Genomic DNA, 21,636 nt, shown 5'->3' with positions numbered 1-21,636 from the left:
AAGACAAAAGCCCTTCGGGGCTTTTGCCTAAATGATCGTTGCTAGAAACAATCCGATTGCCATAAGTAGGCCGAATTGGGTATGCATTTGTGCAGTGGCCTTCATTGCAGGCATCATCTGGATCGCTTCTGTTTTGCCATCAAAAAGCTTAATCGCTTTAAACGCCTTCGGAAGGCTGAGTAACACTAATAATAACCATAGTGAAGCGTCGATCGTGATGATCATGACCACAATCCAAAGGAAAGAAAAGATAAACATCCATTCCAATGATAGGACAGCTTTCTCATGGCCTAATAATATCGCTAATGTTTTTCGCCCTTTTTCTTTATCTCCTATCCGATCCCGGATGTTGTTAGCCATTAAGATTCCACCAACAAGCACGGAGATAGGCAGTGATAGTAATACGCTATCGAGAGTAATGACTTCAGCTTGAACATAAAAAGAAAGAAGTACTAAGATAAGTCCCATAAAAAGTCCGGCTGCTATCTCACCGAACGGTGTATAGGCGATCGGGTATGGACCACCTGTATAATAATAACCTGCAGCCATACATACAACTCCGATGACTGCGATCCACCATGTTGTTAGTATACAAATATAGACCCCTAGAACGATTGCAATTCCAAAAAAGATAAAAGCAAGTTTTAGTACTGTTTCAGCGCGAACGCCATCTCGAACGATTGCTCCACCGATACCAACACTTCCAGCATGATCGAGACCGCGTTTGAAATCGTAGTATTCATTAAACATATTCGTTGCGGACTGAATCAAAATAGAAGCAACCATCATTGCCATGAATAATCCAAAATGAAACGGGTTATCTTGAACGGCTAGCATAGTGCCGATAATAACTGGAACGAAGGCAGCTGTTAATGTGTGTGGACGAAGCAAACGCCACCACACCTGCCAAGTTGGTTTCGAAGGCGAGTCTTTACCCAGCTTATTTGTGCTGTTTGTTAAACGCTCTTCCATAATAATGTGTCTCTCCCTCAATCTGTAACTTCAATAAAATGACCCCTATAACCATTATAGTGTAAAAAAACGGATAAGGGGTGTCAATGTTTAGTTGAGGTATGAATAAAAAATGATCACCTTTGCGCTAGCAAGGTGATCCAGTAAATTCTAATAATACGGGTAAGGATATGGTCTGAAGAACGCGATTCTTCCTAACCCAACCCCTACTAGTCCTCCGAGCAATCCACCAGCAAATGCTCCAAAAAAATACATTCCGGGTCCTCCAGGTTGCTCTGGTCCGCAACAGTTATCTCGCAATGGACGGATATAAACGAATTCATCATCTACTTCTTCAATATGGCCACGATGTAGTTCGCCATCGTGACAACGAATTTCGACACATTGTCCGACGTGTTGACGACAAACTCCGTGATAATAATGCCTGGACAAATTAGACCCTCCTTTGTTGACTTTTTATAGACGCTGTGAAATGTCTACATTAACTATCCTATGCTCGTTATTTTTTTTGCTAAGGGCATTAGCGGAGTATCGATATGATTTTTTTCTTGAAGGATAGGGAAACTAACAATAGAATATTCGAATGGTAAAAACCGCTTCGTTGACAGTTTTAGTGGGACAGGTGTATCCTTTAATTAACTGTGGCCGAGGCTGACTCGGTCTGCTTTTGCATGGAAAGAAAGTTGGGGGGAGAAGTCAGTGTCTATCATACAGCATCAAGAACTATATAGCCTGCTTCATCAAGGTGTAAGTGAGGCGAACAAACGGGGAACGTCTGTACTTGTTAGCCAGGTGCTACAAGTAGGTGCTGTCGATCCCCTCTCCTTTTATGCAGCTGGTTCGTCTTTATATAATAACGATCGAACGTTTTGGGCAGACCCTGAAAATGATACAACGATCGTAGGGCTCGGAACGTTAAAAGCCTTTCAAGCTAATGAGGAACGATTCCAAACGATTGAACGTGATTGGAAGAAATTCTTGGAGAACTCTTTAATAGAAGGCGCACCTTCAAGGCCAGGAGTTGGTCCTGTATTACTCGGTGGGTTTTCATTTGATCCTGATGCAGCAAATACTGAGAATTGGTCAGGATTCCCTGAAGGCGGAATGGTCATTCCAAAGCTGATGTTAACAAAAGCTGGAGACGATCTATGGCTAACGCTGAATGCGGTTGTAGATGAGAGTGATCAAGCCGATGAGCTATCTGATCAGCTTCTTCATCACTATAATCGAATTTTGGATATGATGCCTTCCGAACAGGGTGATTCAACTACAAACTTCACTGTTGAAGAAATCGAACCAGAGCAATGGAAAAACACGGTACGCAGTGCTGCAGCGAATATAAGAGATGGCAAGCTAGAAAAAGTAGTACTTGCGAGAGAAATAAAGCTTCGTTCAGAAGAGCCATTCTCTTCTTCTAAAACGCTGCTTAAGCTGAAAGAACAACAAAGCGATAGTTACTTGTTCGCTTTTAATTACAATGATAAATGCTTTATCGGTGCATCACCTGAACGCCTCGTTAAGCGAGATGGACAGCAAGTCTATTCAGCATGCCTTGCTGGTTCGATCGACAGAGGAGATACAGATAGTGAAGATAAGGAACTTGGAAACGAATTATTGCATGATAATAAAAATCGAATCGAACATGATCTTGTAGTCCGAATGATTCGTACAGCAATGGAAGAAGAATGTGAGTTTGTACAAGTACCGTCTACTCCGGAGCTATACAAAACGCCTCACATTCAACATCTATTCACACCAGTCGTTGCACGGGCTCGTAAAGGGACAAGCTTATTACGAATGTTAGAACGCCTACATCCAACCCCTGCTCTTGGAGGATATCCACAGCATCAGGCAGTTAAGGAAATACGACGAGTAGAAGGTATGGATCGAGGCTGGTATGCTGGTCCGGTTGGCTGGATCGATTATCAAGATAATGGTGAGTTTGCTGTCGCTATCCGTTCTGGTTTATTAAAAGGACGGGATGCATCGTTGTTCGCAGGATGTGGAATTGTCGGAGACTCAGACCCACATAGTGAATATGAAGAAACAAAGATGAAGTTTAAACCGATGTTAGCAGCGCTTGGAGGCAGCCAATATGAATGATCAACGCATCCTTTCAAAGTATGTAGGGGCATTTGTTGATGAACTTTCTCGTTCCGGGGTTAATGATGTTGTCATTAGTCCTGGTTCGCGCTCTACACCATTAGCTATGGTTATAGCAAATCATCCTACGATCACTTCTTGGGTTCATGTAGATGAACGGTCAGCAGGCTTCTTTGCGCTGGGTATTGCAAAAGCCCAAAAGAAGCCTGTTGCACTTTTGTGCTCTTCTGGTACAGCAGGTGCGAATTACTATCCTGCAGTCATTGAAGCAGCTCAATCAAAAATACCACTGCTCATCTTAACGGCAGATCGACCTCCTGAGTTAAGAGATAATGGTGCACCACAGGCGATCGACCAAAATCAACTGTTTGGCAGTTTTCCAAAATGGTATATGGAAGCGTCGATGCCAGATGCTTCTCAATCTTTAATTCGATACATAAGAACTGTGGCTTCACGAGCTTCGGCGATTTCTTTACAAGCTCCATCGGGCCCAGTTCACTTGAATTTTCCTTTCAGAGATCCACTCGTTCCTGATTTATCAGATGAAACGATCTATCAAGAAGGAAGAGCTAACGACGAGCCATGGGTGACTGTTCCAGGAAATAGTATAAATATTAATGATCTTGAGATTGCTTCTTATGTTGAGATGTTGATGAAGAAGAAAGGATTGATCGTAGTCGGCCCACAAGAAGATAAGGGACTCTCAGATGCGGTTCGAAAGCTTTCGGAAGCAACTGGCTTTCCTATTTTTGCAGATCCTTTATCTAACTGTCGAGATATGAATAATCCTATGGTGATCGAAAGTTACGATGCACTATTAAAAGGTGAAAGTAAAACACTGAAGCCTGAAGTGGTCATTCGTTTCGGAGCGATGCCCATCTCAAAAGCATATATGCAGTACATCGATAAATTAGAGGACGTGCATCAGATCGTGGTCGATGAAGCGGGGTGGAGAGACCCAACCCTTAACAGTTCGCACATGGTCGTTGCGTCACCTTTCTCATTCTGTCAGCAGCTTCTTGAAAATCTTGATAAAGATTCGAAGCGCGTAGACTATGAGTGGAGTGAACTTTGGCAAACGATCAATAAGAAAGCAACCGATGTTCTTCTTGCTGATCAGAGTGAAATGTTTGAAGGGCACATCTTTAAAGAACTCGCTAATCTCTTATCAGAAGAATCCTTGCTTTTCGTTGGAAACAGTATGCCGATAAGAGATCTCGATAATTTCTTCTTACCAAAGCATGGTTCTCCTACCATAATGGGTAATAGAGGTGCGAATGGAATAGACGGCGTGGTTTCGACAGCGTTAGGCGCGAGCGTTTCATTCGATTATTCGGTATTGATAATAGGAGATTTATCTTTTTATCATGATATGAACGGCTTGTTATTAGGAAAGCTATACGGCTTGAATTTAACAATCATCGTAATGAATAACGATGGCGGGGGCATCTTTTCATTTCTACCACAGGCAGAGAAAGAACATGAAAAGCATTTTGAACGTCTATTCGGAACGCCAATAGGTCTCGACTATCGACATGCAGCTGCTTTATATGGAGCTACATTTGAACGAGCATCTTCGTGGGAAGAATTTAATGAATTGTTTCATGCTTCTAAGAATCATAAAGGATTAAATATTATCGAAATACCTACTGATCGAAATCTTAACAAGGTATTGCATAGAGACGTGTTTTCGAAGGTTTCAGAAACAACAAGTGCAGTGTTAAAGGAGTTTAAGCTATGATGATTTCTACCCATGGCTTACAATTTCATGTTGATGACAGGGGGAAAGGAGAAGCGATCGTGTTCCTACATGGATTTACTGGTGCGGTCGATAACTGGACTCCCTTCACTGAAGACTGGTCTGACCGATATCGCTGTATAGCAATCGATCTCATCGGACATGGTAAAAGCAGCAAGCCAGAGGACCCTGCTTATTATTCGATGGAATCTATGTCACAGTATTTGAAAGATATCTTAGATCAGTTGAACGTAAAAAATGCTAATGTAATCGGTTACTCTATGGGTGGTAGACTTGCTCTTTCTTTTGCAGCGCATCATCCTTCATATGTGAAGAGCCTCATTCTTGAAAGCAGTTCCCCTGGGCTAGAAACGATTGAAGAGCGAGAAGAAAGAATTTTGAAAGACGATGCACTTGCGAAACGTATTGCGGAAGATGGCGTGGAAAGCTTCGTTACTTTTTGGGAGGAAGTCCCATTGTTCAGAACGCAAAAACGTCTACCACAATCTCTACAAAGGGAGCTTAGGAAGCAGCGTCTTACTAACTCAACAACAGGACTAGTAAATAGTTTAAAGGGTATGGGGACAGGTGCGCAGCCTTCCAATTGGGATAAGTTAAAAGCCATTTCGATTCCAACTTTACTACTAGTTGGTGAATACGATAAAAAATTTGTATCGATCGCAAATCGCATGAACGAAAGGCTTCCTAATGGTCAAATTGAGGAGATTATTGACGCAGGACATACAATTCATTTAGAACAACCGCAAATCTTTGATAAAATGGTAATAGGTTTTCTAGGAAAACTAAAAGTAAGACAAAATTAATCTACATATGAAAGGAGTATTTCATCTTGATTGAATGGACTACTGAAAGAGAATACGACGATATTCTTTACGAAACACATGATGGGATTGCGAAGATTACAATTAACCGACCAGAGGTACGAAACGCATTTCGTCCAAAAACCGTTAATGAATTGATCGATGCTTTTGCATATGCAAGAGATGATTCCAATATCGGAGTCATCGTTCTAGCAGGTGCTGGAGATAAGGCGTTCTGTTCTGGTGGAGACCAAAGTGTAAGAGGACACGGTGGGTATGTTGGAGACGACGAAATCCCTCGTTTGAACGTTCTAGATTTGCAAAGACTGATCCGTGTTATTCCAAAGCCAGTTATCGCAATGGTATCAGGATATGCAATCGGTGGCGGTCATGTATTACACGTTGTATGTGACCTTACGATAGCTGCTGATAATGCTATTTTCGGTCAAACAGGTCCTAAAGTAGGAAGCTTTGATGCTGGTTATGGTGCTGGTTACTTGGCACGTATCGTTGGTCATAAGAAAGCTCGTGAAATCTGGTACCTATGCCGCCAGTACAATGCAGAAGAAGCAAAAGAGATGGGACTAGTTAACACCGTCGTGCCTCTAGAGCAATTAGAAGCGGAAACAGTACAGTGGGCACAAGAAATGCTTGAAAAGTCACCAACAGCACTTCGTTTCTTAAAAGCATCATTGAACGCTGATACCGACGGTCTAGCTGGTCTACAGCAAATGGGCGGAGATGCAACGCTATTGTATTACACGACTGATGAAGCGAAAGAAGGTCGTGATTCATTTAAGGAAAAGCGCAAGCCGGACTTCAAACAGTTCCCTCGCTTTCCATAAAAAGTACTCGACAGCTTGATGGGTTTCCATCAAGCTGTTTTTAACGATAAAGAAAGGAGAGGTACTGATGGAGACGATGCCAAATTGGCTGCATAAGCGTGCTTATATGACCCCTGATAGGATAGCCGTTATCGATGAAGACAAGACGGCATGGACGTATAGAGAACTGCAGAGAAAGTCCGTTCAAATGGCAAATGCATTAAAAAAGCTCGGGATAAAAAAAGGCGATCATGTGGGTTTTTTAATGGGAAATGGGATTGAAACAGTAGTATGCATGCACACGCTGATGTATTTAGGAGCAATCATCGTTCCATTAAACTTTCGCTTAACAGACTCTGAGCTTTCCTATCAACTATCAGATGCTGAAATATCCTATTTGATTTCAGATATAACCTATGAAGAAAAGGCGATAAAAGCCGCTGGCTCACAGGCTACTATTATTTCTTGGGAAACGCTTCAACCAGGTGCAGACCTCGAAGAAGGGCTGCAAGTGACGATCTCTTTAAATCAGCTCCATACAATCATGTACACGTCCGGAACAACTGGAAAACCTAAGGGCGTCATGCTTACTTATGGGAATCATTGGTGGAGTGCTATCAGTTCAAGTTTGAACCTTGGATTACATATAAATGATCGGTGGTTAAGCGCTGTTCCTATGTATCACATGAGTGGACTATCCATCTTGATACGTAGTGTTATTTATGGCATCACTACCGTCATTCATTCCCAGTTTGACCCTCTTGCCGTAAATGAATCGATCCGGAAAGACGGCGTTACGATCGTATCCGTCGTAAGTACTATGTTGAAACGAATGTTAGATGACCTTGGGGACACAATTTATCCTGATACGTTTCGATGTATGCTTCTAGGTGGTGGACCAGCTCCTTATCCTCTTCTTTCAACTTGTCAGGAAAAGAACATACCCGTGTATCAAACTTTTGGAATGACCGAAACAGCGTCACAAATCGTTACACTCTCACCAGAATATATGTTGAGTAAACAAGGATCAGCAGGTAAAGCGCTTTTTCCTTCAGAGTTAAGGATTCTTGAAGATGGAAAGGTAGCAGGTCCTTACCAACATGGTGAGATCCTCGTAAAGGGGCCGACTGTTACATCAGGATATTACAATCGTGAACGTGCTACGAAAGCTTCGTTAGTAGACGGTTGGCTGCACACTGGAGATCAGGGCTATATCGATGATGAAGGCTTCTTATTTGTTTTAGACAGACGAAAAGATCTCATCATATCGGGTGGAGAGAACGTTTATCCTGCCGAAATCGAAGCGGCACTTTTAGAACATAGCGCCATCATCGATGCCGGGGTGACAAGTGTACCCGATGAAGAATGGGGCGAAGTACCAGTCGCTTTTGTTGTATGTCGAACGAAACAGGTAACTGAAAAAGACCTACTCAGCTTTCTGTCTGAAAAACTAGCTCGATACAAGCAGCCTAAGAGCATAACGTTTCTTGATGAACTTCCTAGAAATGGGGCAAATAAATTACAGCGCCGCCTATTGGGGGTAAAACGATGAAACTCAAAAAAGTCACTCTTCGCCATGTGAAGATGAAATTGAAATCTCCATTTGAAAATAGTTTGGAGAAAGTAGATGATCGGCACCTGATCATCGTTGAAGCGATCGATGAGAATGGCATATCCGGATTTGGTGAGGGAGTTGCCTTCACAACACCCTGGTATACTGAAGAGACGTTGACCACTTCCTGGCATATGCTGAAAGACATAATCGTCCCAAAGTTGAAGAAGCTTACTTTCCATCACCCCTCTGAAGTGTCAAAGGTTCTTAATGTTATCAGACGGAATACGATGGCGAAATCAGCCATCGAAGGAGCAGTATGGGATCTATATGCAAAGAGGGAGAATATAAGTTTAGCTGAGGCCTTAGGGTCATCTGCAAAGCGTATCAAAGCGGGGGTAGCGGTTGGAGCGTCCTCACAAGAGCATATGCTCGATGAAATCGGACAGAGAGTAGCAGAAGGATATGAGAGAATAAAAATTAAGATCAAGCCTTCTCAAGATATCGAGCTGATCTGTGCGATTCGAGAGAAATTTCCTTTGATCAATTTGATGGCTGATGCCAATTCCGCTTATCGTCTACATGATTTGCCTAAGCTACAGAAACTTGATGAGTATGAGCTTATGATGATTGAACAACCACTAGCGGCTGACGATATTGTGGACCATGCTTTACTGCAAAAACACCTCACGACTCCGGTTTGTTTAGATGAAAGTATCACGTCTTACAACGATGCGAGAAAAGCGCTTCAGCTTAAGAGTTGTAAGATTATTAACATCAAACCTGGTCGGGTCGGCGGCTTACAAGTTAGCAAAGAAATCCATGATTTATGTTTTGAACAACACATCCCAGTTTGGTGTGGTGGGATGCTTGAGTCAGGTATCGGGAGAGCTCATAATATAGCGCTTGCTAGCTTACCAGGGTTTACAATACCAGGTGATCTATCTGCCTCTTCTAGGTATTGGGAAAAGGACATCATTAAGCCAGAAGTAACGGTAGAAGATGGCTGCATAACCGTCCCAGATGGACCTGGAATAGGGTATGAAGTAGATCGAAGGGAACTCAGTCGTCTCACGTTGAATACATTGACTTTATAATGAGAAAGATTTGTAGCATAATAGGTCGTAAAGTTCTAGTAGGAGAGAAGACCTCTGACTCCCGTGGTCCAACGGGCGTTCGTCCACAGGAAAGCAAGAGGTGTTCAAACTCCTGCGGCATAAGGTCCACAATATTTTAGATTTCCCAAAAAAGCTGAAAAGGAAGGACCGGTTTGGTCCTTCCTTTTGATTAAGATTCTGATTGATTGATGAGTTTGGCGTCGAAAATGAACGGTCCAAACGGAATCACTGACGATACTACAGCGAGAAAAGCCTTTAGGAAAGACCATTTCTTCACTAGCGTTACATATAGGATCACTGCGATATAAAGCACAAACAATCCTCCATGAATCGCGCCGACAATCGTTACTGCAAGAGGCATATCTAACATATATTTAAGTGGCATCGCGATTCCGAGAAGAAGTAAGAAGGAAATACCTTCAGCAAAACCGACGCCTCGGAACATTTTTAAAGGCTGTTTTAACAACGCGTTCACTCCTTCAGTACTAACTGATTTAATGTGATGAAATTCACAATCATGATACTTCATAGTATAAAACAAGTATATCAGCGAAACAACATCCTTAGACATGAAAATTCATCGATTTGTTGACAGTTATAGGTGATGAATTTATCCTTCCACAAAATAGTAAAAAAGCTTCTGTTTAAATAAATTAGCTTGATTCTTATGTTTCTTATCAAGTAGAATTAGATAGGTGAGCTAATAATTATCTTGAAGGAGATCAATATGAACAGCAAAAAAAAGGCGATTTTCATATACATCCCTAAGTCCAAGGTCGACGAAGTCAAGAAAAACAGTAATAATGATAAACGCTAATATAAAAATGCGCCTAGAACAGTGATTCTAGGCGCATTCTTTGTATGACTTATATAAATGATAAGATTGCAGCGATCAGTGCGATAGCACCAATAATCATTAAGATTGTTCTAACCATATTCTTTCCTCCTAACAACATGTTTTGTAATAGAATCTAGAATAGTGCGTTAACTACAAATAGTACAACGACAACAATTCCTATAATAACGAGTACCTGCTTTAACATGTCTTTTCCTCCTTCAAAGTAGCCATATCGTTTGCTACTTCTTTTATTCCCTACTTAATTTTTATATCAAACCTTTTTCAACAAAAAATTTCTATCCTGGTCTAGTATTTTAGAATTCTCATCTCGTAACCTTTTTATTCAGCAAGGAAGAATCAATCATTATCATTGCGTAAAAAAAAATGCTGCCGAGAAAAATCTCGACAGCATTGCGTCTCCTTAAAAAGCGTGGTAAATCTATAGCTTATTGATGCGTATACATTCTTTTACGTTCATTTTGAAAGAATTCCTTTAATTCTGGGTTGAGATACTCCGGCTCCTCATCATGTAGGTTCAATCTGATCAGCTTGCCTTCTAGGTAATCCATTATCCCAATGATCGTTCCGTTTGCAAGCTGTTTCTGAAAGATGGTTTCATACCGTATGCTGCTCATCGGAGCCCTCCTGTTGCGTCGTTTTTTTATACTATAGCATGTATAACGCATGAAAATGGGCTGTTTAACATCTCTTAAATAACTTGTAATCAAAGCGCAACAAAGATTATTGGTATGACATATTCATCGTTTAAGGATTGCTTTCTGAGAGATGATCATTGGTTTTTTGCAGAGTGGGCATTCCTTTTCATCCGGTTGTTTACCGTTGATCTTCATCCATCCTTTGCAGAAATCACTTGAACAGATCCATGCTTTTACATGAAGGTCTGATAGTGGTTTCTTGTTCTTGAATGCTTCAGTTAAAAAACGTGATACAGGAGTCTGTTTTCCTAGATGTTTTTCTGGTGAGCTAATATAGATCTCTTCTTTGGCTCTAGTGATTGCTACATAACAAAGCCTACGTTCCTCTTCTAAGTCCGCAGAAGGATTTTTAAGGTAGAGGTCTTTTTGAGAGGCTTCTTTATCCTTCATCGATGTTAACGCTGATACATGCGGAAGAATCGTTTCTGAAGCACCGATCAAGTAAACGACGGGATACTCAAGCCCCTTAGCTTGGTGAATCGATAACAAAGAGAGCGCGTTTTTGGTATATGGCTTCTTTTTATGTTCATTAAACCGAGTGATAATTCGATCGACATAACCTAGAAATTCAGGCAATGTTTCAAAACGTGAGCTAGAGAATTCGAGTTCGTCCATCATTTCTTTCAGCGTTGTTTTATGAACAGTTATCGTTTCATCATTCGCGTTATCTAAATGCTTCATGTAGTCTTCCCGTAACAACTGAATGGCCTTCTTTGGATGAAGTCGTTTTGCTTCCTTTATCAAGCTGATTCTCTTCTCGATGGCTTTCTGTTGGAAAGGTCTCAGCGTTTTCCATGAAGTAAGATGGCGTAGTGGAAAGTCGATCGGGTCTACGAAATTCTCCATCTCTATATGGCGCATTCCTGCTTCCTGGTTAATAAAGAGAGAAGGTAGGATTGCTGCCGTTGCATCGAGGCTATCGTGCTGATAGGCGAGTCTTAGGTGATCAAGCATGCCTTTAATAATTGTTTGTTCATAGAATACTTGCTTCATTCCTTGGGCGTTAAATGGTATATCTTGCTCGACGAGTTGCTCAAAGATCGCTCTTGCATTCGTATATGTTCTTGTAAGGATGACGATATCTTTCCATTCTCGTTCCTGTTCCCTAATGTTTTCAAGAACGATGGTGGCTTCTTCTTCAGTTGTTGCAGGCCGTATATACGATGGTTTACTTCCCTCTTTATCAGTCGCGTTCATCCATTTCGATCTTCTATACTCGTTATGTTTGATTATATGATTTCCAAGTCCGACGATATCTGGGGTGGATCGATAATTTGTATCGAGTGTGACAACTTTTGCATCAGGATAGGTGCTATCAAACTCAAGAATGATAGAACTGTTTGCGCCATTAAAGGAATAGATGACCTGGTCATCGTCTCCTACGACAAATAGATTATTTTGTGGTGCAGCGATAGACTTAATCAGTTCATACTGAATTGGATTCGTATCTTGAAACTCATCAACGAGCACATATTGAAAACGCTTCTGCATTTTCTGAAGAAGCTGTGGATTGTTCAAGAATTCACGGTATGTAAATACAAGAATATCATCAAAATCCATGTAGCCATTTGAGGCTTTCCATGTTTCATATTCTTGGTATGCTTTCTTTAATTCTTCTGTTTCTTTCCCCTCGGGCACCTCGTGTGGCTCAACCATTTTAACCTTACAGGAAGAAATCGAAGAAAGCATGATTTCAGGTAAAGAACTTTGTGTACTATTTAATTTTTTCAAGATATTCTTCATAATGATTTGTTTATGGCGTTCGCTGTTTAATATTTTCTGGTTGTATCCAATGCTTCTCAATAGTTTTAAAAAGATTGAATGAAAAGTACCAGCTGTTAAACTGTTTGCTTGAGAAGGAGCAACACCGGGAAGCGCGCTGATTCGCTGCCTCATTTCTTCTGAAGCTTTTCTTGTAAATGTAATCAGTAAGATATTGGAAGGATCGATTTCTTTTACCGTCATAAGGTACGCTGTTCGCGCAGTCAGTACTGATGTTTTCCCACTTCCAGCACCGGCGATTGTTAAAAGAGGTCCGGACGTATGTTGTACAGCTTGTATTTGGCGATCGTTTAATCGTATGCCTGAGCTTAATAGTTCTAAAAAGAAATCTCTATCAAGCTCCGTTTTCGCAAATCCTTCACCACCGGTTGATGTTAATGGTGCTGCCAGGCTGGATTCAGATATTGCTTGGTGGGGAGTTTTCGTAAAATTCATGATCATCACCTGAACTTTATTCTATAGATTCATCCGTTCATTTTAACACAGATTTAGGAGTCGATTAGTTAGAAATAGAAAAGATTAGTTTAATAGAGATTCGGGTAATGTTCCTATACGAATAGTCGTGAGGAGGAAAGGCAGTGGAAAGCGATGTTCTTGTAATAGTCGACCATGATCGGAAACAATTTCATGTAGCTAATGACGAGAAAGAAAAATCGTATTACGACCTTCTGGTTGAAGAGGCAAACGAAGCTGGAAGGGATGTTGGCGTCTTTTATTCCCACCTCAATGTAGAGCAGACGATCGATGCAGCACAGCACGAGTACAAAGGATACACTCACAGGCAGGATAGCCCTGTTTAAAAAGATTGAAGGAGGATGAATATGATTAAGAAAACGTACTATGTTACTCCAAAAGGTGAGCTTCACGAAACAGAGATCGAGGGTCATCAATTAAACTCTTTCAAGATTAAAGCGAATCATGAAGAATATATGAAGATTCAACAAGCGATTGAGAAATTAAGATCACAAAAATATGTTCAACAGCATGATTTCTTCTCAACTAACCATTTCGATGAGAAAGAAGTTGATAGTCATCGCGATTGGACAGATAATGCGATTTATGATCTTTATTACCTAGTTCATCAATTAGGTACTCCAGAAACAAAAGCTCAGATCGAACAAATGGGAGTGTTGGATGCATTGAATACCCATACTAGAAAATAGCAAGTTAAAAGCTGTCGCCTATGACAGCTTTTTTTTATGCCATGCTATCTACGATGAATGAGGACAAATGCCGTATATTTTTTCTTTTTCTCCGCTCATGCCCTTCCTAAAATAGGTTTTTGACATAGAGTATACTGTAGTAATTAATTATTTTGGGGGGATACGTATATGGGTAAAGAGCAACACGGTGGTTACGGAAAAGGCTTTGCTTTGATCGTTGTTCTATTCTTGCTATTGATTATCGTTGGAGCAGGTGCGTTTGGAGGAGGCTGCTGCCCACCACCTCAAGTTGGTGGAGCTGGATATAATCCATATTGCTAAGGTATAAGCTGTCGAAGGATCGACAGCTTTTTTTATGTAAGTTGGTCATAAGAATTGAAAAGGTTTCTTAAATTGAAACTTTTCAATCTATTCGATCGTCTTATAAGTAGAAGAACAGCACTAGTAATCGTAGTAAAAAAGTATATTTATCAAGATGAGCGGTTTGACACCGTGATAAATGAGGAATTGTATCTATAAGACACAAACAACATGAATTAAAGGATGGGAGTTAAGATGAGATACATAAGCATGCTATTACTACTTTGTTTGGTGAGTATAACTGCAGGCTGTGGAGCTGATTTAACGAAAGTAGCCCAAAACCACACTGAAATGATGGTTTCAAGCTTTGAGACAAAAGCCCAAGCAAAGTCCACAGAAGTTAAGGAAATAGATGAAAAAAAGGTAACGAATGAACTGATAGAACGTATTATTCAAAAAACTGATGAGAATTACAGAGTTGAAAAGTTCTCCTCAAAAGAAGAAATAAGTAACCATTTACAAGGTGTTGCATCAGAGGATCTAGCGAATGAAATTACAGACTTCTATTATGAAGAAAATGATGGGGGACTGTACTTAAAGCCAACGGAACTTTTCCCTTGGGTTGATTATGAAAATGAGTATGATCTTAAAAAGGTAAACGAATTCGAATATAAGCTTGTGCAAACGAACGAAACTGATCTTTACGGAACATACACGATCGAGATCGAATTCGAATATTCGAATAACGACTGGATCATACAAAACTTTACGATTCAATAAAAATGGGCATAGGCCCATTTTTATTTTTTTTCAACAACTTACCACATGGTTGTTACATGTATTTTTAATATCTCTGCGTTTCAAAACACTCTAATCTAATCTGGTAAATTGGACATCCAATCTGTACTCTTTTACAATAAAGTAAGAAACTAAAAGACGAGGTTATCAAATGAGCGAACTTACGTTTACGGATTACTATCATAATCAGGTGAGACTTTCTTTTAAGGATCACCCTTATTCGCTTTATCCAAAGCATGTTTGGGTCATTTGTCAGTTTGGAGGAAAATGGCTTCTGACCGAACATTCTAGAAGAGGCATTGAGTTTCCGGGTGGAAAAGTTGAAGAAGGGGAAACTGCAAAAGAAGCCGCAGTCCGAGAAGTTTATGAAGAAACGGGTGGCGTAGTGAACACAATACGGTACGTAGGCCAATATCGCGTAGAAGGCAAGGGTGGAACGATCATCAAAAACGTCTACTATGCAGAAATTGATCACCTAGTATCAAAAGAGGACTATATGGAAACGAATGGTCCAGTATTGCTTCAAGATCTCCCCACAGATCTTCCGACGAATGAACGGTATAGTTTTATGATGAAAGACAACGTACTACCATTCTGCTTGGAGAATTTAAACAAATCAATGTAAAAGAGTCCAGTTGAAAAACTGGACTCTTTTATATCATAAAACAAGAGTGTAAAGAATTCAGTGTTGAATAAGAGTGGTCATTGAGGGATAAATGGTATTAAACAATTGGATCTCGTTTTGGACTTATTCTCATCAAGTAGGATACAAGCTGAAACTAGCCTTCGTGAAGGCTAGTTCCTTATTAGTTTTCTTTCAATCCATTCTACAATCACATACATGATCGATGAAAAAATTGCAATCATAACAAGGCTAAGTAGAACGAGCGTGAAATTGAATACCTGAAACCCATAAATAATCATGTAGCCTAGCCCTTTTTTTGATACGAGAAACTCCCCAACAATGACGCCTACCCAGGAAAGTCCTACGTTTACTTTCAATGTAGAGATAATTGCTGGGAAAGAGGCTGGTAAGATTGCTTCCAGAAAAGTTTGTTTTTTGTTGCCTCCAAAGGAACGGATGACTTTGACGAAATTAGGTTCAACGGTATGAAATGCATGATAAACCACTAATGTTGTAATAATGATTGAAATGGAAGCTCCCATAGCGATAATCGAAAGGTATCCTGGACCGAGCGCTACGATAATAATTGGTCCAAGAGCTACTTTAGGCATGGAATTTAGCACGACAAGGTATGGATCAGCTATCTTAGAGGCTTTTTGCGACCACCATAATCCTGCGGCAAACAAAGTCCCTAAAGCTGTTCCTAGTATAAAGCCAGCTACCGTTTCGAGGAGGGTTACGGTAGTGTGAACGACTAATGAACCATCTAATAACTTTATAAGAAACAGTTCACCAATTTTTGAGGGATAGCTAAATAGTAATGGATCTACCCATGATAATCTTCCAGCTAGTTCCCATAAAGAGAAGAAAGCGATTAGTATAAAGAGTTGCCATGTAAATACGATTCGCTTTTCAATCTTTAATTCATTAAGGTAATGAGCATGCTGTTTTTTTAGCTGGGGGCTATTCATGTGATTCGAGCTCCTCCCAGATCGATTGGAAGTGATTACCAAAGTCTGGATTATTTCTTGCTTCAAACGGTGTGAGTTCTCTGAGATGCTCTGGAATTTCAAAGATCTTTGCTAGCTTTCCAGGACGCTTCGATAGAAGAATAACTCTGTCAGACATCGCGATTGCTTCACCGATATCATGAGTAACGAGTAACGCTGTCTTTTTCCTAGTTTTTAAGATAGAAGATACAAGGTTCTCCAGTTTCAATTTCGTTTGGTAATCGAGCGCTGAAAACGGTTCGTCTAACAGTAGCAAATCGGGCTGTGTGGCGAGTGTTCTAACTAAAGCTACTCGCTGCCTCATCCCACCCGACAGCTGGTTTGGATAGGCATTTTTAACATCACCTAAGCCCATTTCTTCAAGAAACCCTAACGTTTTTTCTTTATTCTCTGTCGTAATCTGGTCGGTAAGCTTTAAACCGAGTAAACAATTCTCTTCGATTGTCTTCCACGGAAACAAATAGTCCTGCTGCAACATGTATCCTACTTGTTCAGTCGGTGCAGTAATGGCCTTGTTCTGGAGTGTTATGGTTCCGCTAGTGGGAGATTGCAATCCTGAAATGAGAGAAAGAACAGTCGATTTACCACATCCCGAAGGTCCGAGCAATGATACGAACTCCCCCTCATCAATATGAAAAGTAAGGTCTGAGATTGCGACTTTTGCAGATTCTTTCGTGAAATAAACATGTGTGATGGCATCAAGATGAAGAAATGACATTGGATTTCCTCCTATTGCTGTGCTTTTTCTGCAAAGGTGGTATCCACTAAAGTCTTATGATCGATCCGTTTCGGGAGTTCCCCCGCTTCATCCATAATCGTTTGTAAATTGTTCCACTCTTCTTCATCTAGAATTGGATTTGTAGCATAAGAATGCTGACTTTTATAGCGGTCAACAACCGTGGTGATCAATGACAACTCGGTGTCTTCAAAGTAGGGTTGAATGGATTTTGCGATCTCTTCGGATGAATGAGTGTCTACCCAAGCTTGTGCTTCATAAATAGCAGCTGTAAAACGTGTAGCAACATCATCGTTTTTCTTAAGGAAGCTATCCTTAGCCATGTAGACTGTATAAGGAATCTTGCCGGATTCTTTTCCGAAAGAAGCGACGATGTGGCCGAGTCCCTGAGCTTCAAATATACTGGCAGTCGGTTCAAAAAGCTGCACAAAATCTCCTTTTCCAGAAGCATAGGCATTTGCGATGTTGGCGAAATCAATATTTTGGATCAGCGTCATATCATTGTGAGGATCGATGCCTTTTTCCTTCAGAACGAACTCTCCTGCCATCTGAGGCATTCCACCTTTACGCTGACCAAGAAATGTACTTCCTTTTACATCGACCCATTTAAAATGCTCCATCGCCCTTGAAACAAGAAAAGTGCCATCTGTTTGTGTGAGTTGCGCAAAATTAATTACTGGATCAGAAGTCCCTTGAGCATACACATAGATAGAGGTTTCAGATCCTACGAGTGCGATGTCTGCTCCATCAGATAAGAGCGTCGTCATGGTTTTGTCTCCACCCCATGTGGTGGTTAGTTCAACATTGATTCCATGCTTCTCAAATATCCCTTCAGACAATGCAACATATTGAGGAGCATAGAAGATGGAGCGGGTTACCTCGGCAACTCTTACCGTGTTATCACTGTTATTACTACATGCAGACATAAGAAAAAGTGAACATATTGCGATAAATATGATCGTTTTCGTCATCCAGCCTTTTGGCATTTGAATAACCTCCTGTTGCCATTCAAAATAGGCACATTGAAATACTATAGCTTATGTAGAAAGCATCATTGTGTGTTTGCCTACAGGCAACAGGAAATAAAAAAAGCACCCGCTGAGGGTGCTTTTTGAATTATAGGTTAATAGTAGGTCCTGCGTTTTTAATCTCATCTGAAACGTTTGAGAATTTCTCAAAGTTTTTCACGAACTGAGTCGCAAGTTCTTTTGCTTTCTCATCATATTTATCTTTGTCATTCCATGTTTGCCTCGGTTGAAGAACTTCTGCAGGAACCCCTGGGCAATGGGCAGGAACATGTAAACCAAAGATCGGATCTTTTTTCGTTTCGACACTGTCGAGCTCTCCATTAAGAGCAGCATGAACCATCGAACGAGTATAAGATAGTTTCATACGCTCACCTTCGCCGTAGCTTCCGCCTGACCAGCCTGTGTTTACTAGGAAGACTTCAACATCATGTTCCATGATTTTTTCACCCAACATTTCTGCATATCGGTGAGCAGGAAGTGGTAGGAACGGTGCACCAAAGCAAGTGGAGAACGTTGCTTGTGGAGACGTAACCCCTCTTTCAGTTCCGGCTAGCTTACTTGTGTAACCAGAAAGGAAGTGGAACATCGCTTGCTCTTTTGTCAGCTTACTGATTGGCGGTAGGACCCCGAAAGCGTCTGCAGTCAAAAAGATAATCGTGTTAGGGTGACCCGCTACGCTCGGAACCGCAATATTAGGAATGGCGTCGATTGGATATGCAGCACGCGTATTTTCAGTTAAACTTGTATCATCATAATCAGGCAGTCTCGAATTGTTGTCTAGTGCAACGTTCTCAAGAACAGTGCCGAATCGAATTGCATCCCAAATTTGAGGCTCTTTTTCTCTAGACAAATTAATACATTTGGCGTAGCAGCCACCTTCGATGTTGAAGACCCCGTTCATCGACCAGCCATGTTCATCGTCACCGATCAAGCGACGGTTTGCGTCTGCTGATAGTGTCGTCTTTCCTGTACCTGATAGACCGAAGAAGAGAGCCACATCGCCTTCTTTTCCTACGTTCGCCGAACAGTGCATGGAAAGGATATTTCGCTCAGGTAGTAAGTAGTTCATGACAGTGAAGATCGATTTCTTAATCTCACCTGCATACTCAGTGCCACCGATTAAGACGGTACGTTTTTCAAATGAAATAATAATGAACGTTTCTGAATTCGTGCCGTCTTTGTCTGGGTTAGCTTGAAAACCAGGGGCAGAAATGACAGTGAACTCTGCTTCATGTCCTTTTAATTCAGATTCATTTGGGCGGATGAAAAGCTGATGTGCGAACAAGTTGTGCCATGCATATTCATTGATAACCTGGATGGGTAGTCTTGCTGATTGGTCTGCTCCAGCGAACCCTTTGAAAACATAAAGATCTTTTTTCTCTCCCAGGTAATCCAGAACCTTAGTGTAAAGGCTTTCAAAATGTTCTGAAGAGATAGACTGGTTTGTTTTCCAGTTGATTTTGTCTTTTGTTGATTCTTCACGGACAATGAACTTGTCCTCTGGAGAACGTCCAGTGTATTTGCCTGTTTCAACACGAAGAGCGCCAGTGGATGTTAATGTTCCCTCTTTCATCGATAGTGAACGTTCTACCAGTTCAGAAACTGATAAATTAACATGCGGATTATTCTTATTTAAAATGGCATCCAAAAGTGGTGAAGAGAAGGAAGCTGTTTTCATACGTTAAACCCATCCTTTATAATAAAATTTCATCAAGATCTTTTCTGAACTTGTTTAACTCAAAATTAGTATAACACATTCATTTAATTATTCTATACTAATCTATGGATTTTTCCTTGAAAAGTGAAAAAAAGGTGAATGACCTTTCTAATTAGGGCTTGTGTCATTAGATTGACAGAGAAAGCGAACTACGATATTATATTTCGAGAATGGATACTCTTATCCCGAGTAAGCGGAGGGACAGGCCCTATGAAGCTCAGCAACCAACTCCTCATATAGTGGATTAAGGTGCTAACCTGCAAGACTTATTGTCTTGGAAGATAAGAGGCGAAAGGCAAGAGACTTCAGCTCCTTTCCCTTTATGATGAAGGAAAGGGCTTTTTTATTGTCGTTTTTGGAAAAAAGCGTAATATTACCGTTTATTATTGAATTCGATGTCTCGTTTCGACAACACTATTAGGGAAATGAGTACCGTATCCATTACACTATATTAAATAGGAATGAATCCTTAAGGAGGTACTTAAGTGAGTAATCGTCGTTTGTTTACTTCTGAATCAGTAACTGAGGGGCATCCAGATAAAATATCAGACCAAATTTCTGATGCGATTCTGGATGATATTCTTGCGCACGACCCTAATGCGCGCGTTGCATGTGAAACTACAGTCACGACTGGACTAGTGTTGGTTTCCGGAGAGATCACTACATCTCACTATGTAGATATTCCGAAAGTCGTTCGTGAAACGGTCCAATCGATTGGATACACACGTGCTAAATATGGTTTTGACGCTGAAACATGTGCAGTCCTTTCATCGATCGATGAACAGTCAGCTGATATTGCTGCTGGTGTGAACGTGGCTTTAGAAGCACGTGAAGGCCAAATGTCTGACGATGAGATTGAATCGATTGGCGCTGGTGACCAGGGGTTGATGTTTGGGTATGCTTGTAATGAAACTCCTGAACTTATGCCTCTACCGATTTCTTTAGCTCATAAGTTGGCACGTCGTTTAAGCGAAGTAAGAAAAGAGGAAATCCTACCTTATCTTCGTCCGGATGGCAAAACCCAGGTTACAGTAGAATATGATGAAGAAGGTAAGCCGGTACGTATCGATACGATCGTTGTCTCTACACAGCATCATCCAGAAGTTTCGCTTGAGCAAATTCAACGAAATATTAAAGAGCACGTCGTTAAACCTGTTGTTTCTCCAGAATTGATCGATGAAGATACAAAGTATTTCATTAATCCTACTGGTCGCTTTGTAATCGGTGGACCTCAAGGTGACGCAGGGTTAACAGGGCGTAAGATCATCGTGGATACTTACGGCGGATATGCACGTCATGGTGGTGGCGCATTCTCAGGTAAGGATGCTACAAAGGTTGACCGTTCAGCGGCTTATGCAGCGCGCTACGTAGCTAAAAATATCGTAGCAGCAAAACTTGCTGATCGTTGTGAAGTACAGTTGGCTTATGCGATTGGAGTAGCTCAACCTGTATCGATTTCGATCGACACGTTTGGCACTGGAACCGTATCTGAAGAGAAGCTAGTACAACTGGTGCGAGATAACTTCGACCTACGTCCAGCAGGGATCATCAAGATGTTAGATCTGCGACGCCCAATTTACAAGCAAACGGCTGCTTACGGCCATTTTGGACGTACAGACATCGAATTACCATGGGAGTACACTGATAAAGCAGAAGCTCTTAAAAAGGGTGCTGACCAATAAAATAGTAAGCCTATGAGGCCTAGCAAGCTGTCGAGATATTCTCGACAGCTTTTTTGTGCGGTTTAAGTAGCGTAATGGTTATATAACGTCATATGACAGAACTACCCAACGCG

Annotated in this window: 20 protein-coding genes, 1 pseudogene and 1 riboswitch; of the genes and pseudogenes, 12 read left to right on the top strand and 9 right to left on the bottom strand. The window is 41.0% G+C overall.

What is annotated here, in order from left to right:
* Nucleotides 1-27: 27 nt before the first annotated feature.
* Together PFZ69_RS03765 and PFZ69_RS03760 are read right to left on the bottom strand one after the other, a co-directional pair.
* The gene (locus tag PFZ69_RS03765; protein WP_270179682.1) at nucleotides 28-972 is read right to left on the bottom strand and encodes a 1,4-dihydroxy-2-naphthoate polyprenyltransferase; all 945 of its coding nucleotides are present in this window, start codon (nucleotides 970-972) and stop codon (nucleotides 28-30) included.
* Nucleotides 973-1,122: 150 nt separating this feature from the next.
* Nucleotides 1,123-1,404, bottom strand: a complete 282-nt coding sequence (locus tag PFZ69_RS03760) for a hypothetical protein (protein ID WP_270179681.1) — start codon at nucleotides 1,402-1,404, stop codon at nucleotides 1,123-1,125.
* Between the two features lie 267 nt (nucleotides 1,405-1,671).
* Between PFZ69_RS03760 and PFZ69_RS03755 the strand changes: the two genes are divergently transcribed.
* The 6 genes from PFZ69_RS03755 to menC all read left to right on the top strand — a co-directional run bounded on the left by PFZ69_RS03755 (nucleotide 1,672) and on the right by menC (nucleotide 9,107).
* Entirely contained in the window at nucleotides 1,672-3,075 is a 1,404-nt protein-coding gene (locus tag PFZ69_RS03755; protein ID WP_270179680.1) for an isochorismate synthase, read from the top strand.
* Nucleotides 3,068-4,816: a 2-succinyl-5-enolpyruvyl-6-hydroxy-3-cyclohexene-1-carboxylic-acid synthase gene (menD, locus tag PFZ69_RS03750; protein WP_270179679.1), complete on the top strand. Its 1,749-nt coding sequence runs from the start codon at nucleotides 3,068-3,070 to the stop codon at nucleotides 4,814-4,816. The genes PFZ69_RS03755 and menD overlap by 8 nt, the downstream gene beginning before the upstream one ends.
* Nucleotides 4,813-5,637, top strand: a complete 825-nt coding sequence (gene menH, locus PFZ69_RS03745; protein WP_270179678.1) for a 2-succinyl-6-hydroxy-2,4-cyclohexadiene-1-carboxylate synthase — start codon at nucleotides 4,813-4,815, stop codon at nucleotides 5,635-5,637. The genes menD and menH overlap by 4 nt, the downstream gene beginning before the upstream one ends.
* 26 nt (nucleotides 5,638-5,663) lie before the next feature.
* Entirely contained in the window at nucleotides 5,664-6,479 is an 816-nt protein-coding gene (gene menB / locus PFZ69_RS03740; RefSeq protein WP_270179677.1) for a 1,4-dihydroxy-2-naphthoyl-CoA synthase, read from the top strand.
* Between the two features lie 67 nt (nucleotides 6,480-6,546).
* On the top strand, nucleotides 6,547-8,010 hold the full coding sequence (locus PFZ69_RS03735; RefSeq protein WP_270179676.1) for an o-succinylbenzoate--CoA ligase: 1,464 nt from the start codon (nucleotides 6,547-6,549) through the stop codon (nucleotides 8,008-8,010).
* Nucleotides 8,007-9,107, top strand: a complete 1,101-nt coding sequence (menC, locus tag PFZ69_RS03730) for an o-succinylbenzoate synthase (protein WP_270179675.1) — start codon at nucleotides 8,007-8,009, stop codon at nucleotides 9,105-9,107. Before PFZ69_RS03735 ends, menC begins: the two co-directional genes overlap by 4 nt.
* A 190-nt stretch (nucleotides 9,108-9,297) precedes the next feature.
* Here menC and PFZ69_RS03725 read toward each other — a convergent pair whose 3' ends face one another.
* From PFZ69_RS03725 to PFZ69_RS03715, 3 genes are all read right to left on the bottom strand, one after another.
* Nucleotides 9,298-9,594 carry a DUF3817 domain-containing protein gene (locus PFZ69_RS03725; protein ID WP_270179674.1) on the bottom strand — a complete coding sequence of 99 codons (297 nt, stop codon included), beginning with the start codon at nucleotides 9,592-9,594 and terminating at the stop codon, nucleotides 9,298-9,300.
* A gap of 818 nt (nucleotides 9,595-10,412) precedes the next feature.
* A complete protein-coding gene (locus tag PFZ69_RS03720; protein ID WP_270179673.1) occupies nucleotides 10,413-10,601 on the bottom strand; it encodes a hypothetical protein in 189 nt (62 codons plus the stop codon).
* Nucleotides 10,602-10,724: 123 nt separating this feature from the next.
* A complete protein-coding gene (locus tag PFZ69_RS03715) occupies nucleotides 10,725-12,899 on the bottom strand; it encodes a UvrD-helicase domain-containing protein (protein WP_270179672.1) in 2,175 nt (724 codons plus the stop codon).
* Between the two features lie 143 nt (nucleotides 12,900-13,042).
* Between PFZ69_RS03715 and PFZ69_RS03710 the strand changes: the two genes are divergently transcribed.
* From PFZ69_RS03710 to ytkD, 5 genes and pseudogenes are all read left to right on the top strand, one after another.
* A complete protein-coding gene (locus PFZ69_RS03710) occupies nucleotides 13,043-13,264 on the top strand; it encodes a hypothetical protein (protein WP_270179671.1) in 222 nt (73 codons plus the stop codon).
* A gap of 21 nt (nucleotides 13,265-13,285) precedes the next feature.
* On the top strand, nucleotides 13,286-13,627 hold the full coding sequence (locus tag PFZ69_RS03705) for a hypothetical protein (RefSeq protein ID WP_270179670.1): 342 nt from the start codon (nucleotides 13,286-13,288) through the stop codon (nucleotides 13,625-13,627).
* A 168-nt stretch (nucleotides 13,628-13,795) separates the two neighbouring features.
* A pseudogene (locus PFZ69_RS03700) lies at nucleotides 13,796-13,903 on the top strand (YjcZ family sporulation protein); the annotation flags it as partial.
* Between the two features lie 279 nt (nucleotides 13,904-14,182).
* Entirely contained in the window at nucleotides 14,183-14,707 is a 525-nt protein-coding gene (locus PFZ69_RS03695) for a hypothetical protein (protein WP_270179668.1), read from the top strand.
* A 169-nt stretch (nucleotides 14,708-14,876) separates the two neighbouring features.
* A complete protein-coding gene (ytkD, locus tag PFZ69_RS03690) occupies nucleotides 14,877-15,350 on the top strand; it encodes an RNA deprotection pyrophosphohydrolase (RefSeq protein WP_270179667.1) in 474 nt (157 codons plus the stop codon).
* A 170-nt stretch (nucleotides 15,351-15,520) separates the two neighbouring features.
* Here the strand turns inward: ytkD and PFZ69_RS03685 are convergent, their stop codons facing one another.
* The 4 genes from PFZ69_RS03685 to pckA all read right to left on the bottom strand — a co-directional run bounded on the left by PFZ69_RS03685 (nucleotide 15,521) and on the right by pckA (nucleotide 19,802).
* The gene (locus PFZ69_RS03685; RefSeq protein WP_270179666.1) at nucleotides 15,521-16,321 is read right to left on the bottom strand and encodes an ABC transporter permease; all 801 of its coding nucleotides are present in this window, start codon (nucleotides 16,319-16,321) and stop codon (nucleotides 15,521-15,523) included.
* Entirely contained in the window at nucleotides 16,314-17,078 is a 765-nt protein-coding gene (locus PFZ69_RS03680) for an ABC transporter ATP-binding protein (RefSeq protein WP_270179665.1), read from the bottom strand. Before PFZ69_RS03680 ends, PFZ69_RS03685 begins: the two co-directional genes overlap by 8 nt.
* A gap of 11 nt (nucleotides 17,079-17,089) precedes the next feature.
* The gene (locus tag PFZ69_RS03675) at nucleotides 17,090-18,082 is read right to left on the bottom strand and encodes an ABC transporter substrate-binding protein (RefSeq protein ID WP_442865090.1); all 993 of its coding nucleotides are present in this window, start codon (nucleotides 18,080-18,082) and stop codon (nucleotides 17,090-17,092) included.
* A gap of 130 nt (nucleotides 18,083-18,212) precedes the next feature.
* On the bottom strand, nucleotides 18,213-19,802 hold the full coding sequence (pckA, locus tag PFZ69_RS03670; RefSeq protein WP_270179664.1) for a phosphoenolpyruvate carboxykinase (ATP): 1,590 nt from the start codon (nucleotides 19,800-19,802) through the stop codon (nucleotides 18,213-18,215).
* A gap of 216 nt (nucleotides 19,803-20,018) precedes the next feature.
* Nucleotides 20,019-20,129, top strand: a riboswitch (SAM riboswitch).
* A gap of 197 nt (nucleotides 20,130-20,326) precedes the next feature.
* On the opposite strand from pckA, the gene metK reads away from it, so the two are divergent.
* Nucleotides 20,327-21,523, top strand: a complete 1,197-nt coding sequence (gene metK / locus PFZ69_RS03665) for a methionine adenosyltransferase (protein WP_270179663.1) — start codon at nucleotides 20,327-20,329, stop codon at nucleotides 21,521-21,523.
* Nucleotides 21,524-21,636: the final 113 nt, after the last annotated feature.

Origin of the sequence: Alkalihalobacillus sp. CinArs1, from assembly GCF_947387515.1 — a bacterium.
In the GTDB taxonomy this organism is placed as follows: Bacteria; Bacillota; Bacilli; order Bacillales; family Guptibacillaceae; genus Guptibacillus.
Note: the sequence above shows the minus strand (reverse complement) of the source record. Positions and strands in the feature narration are given on the sequence as shown.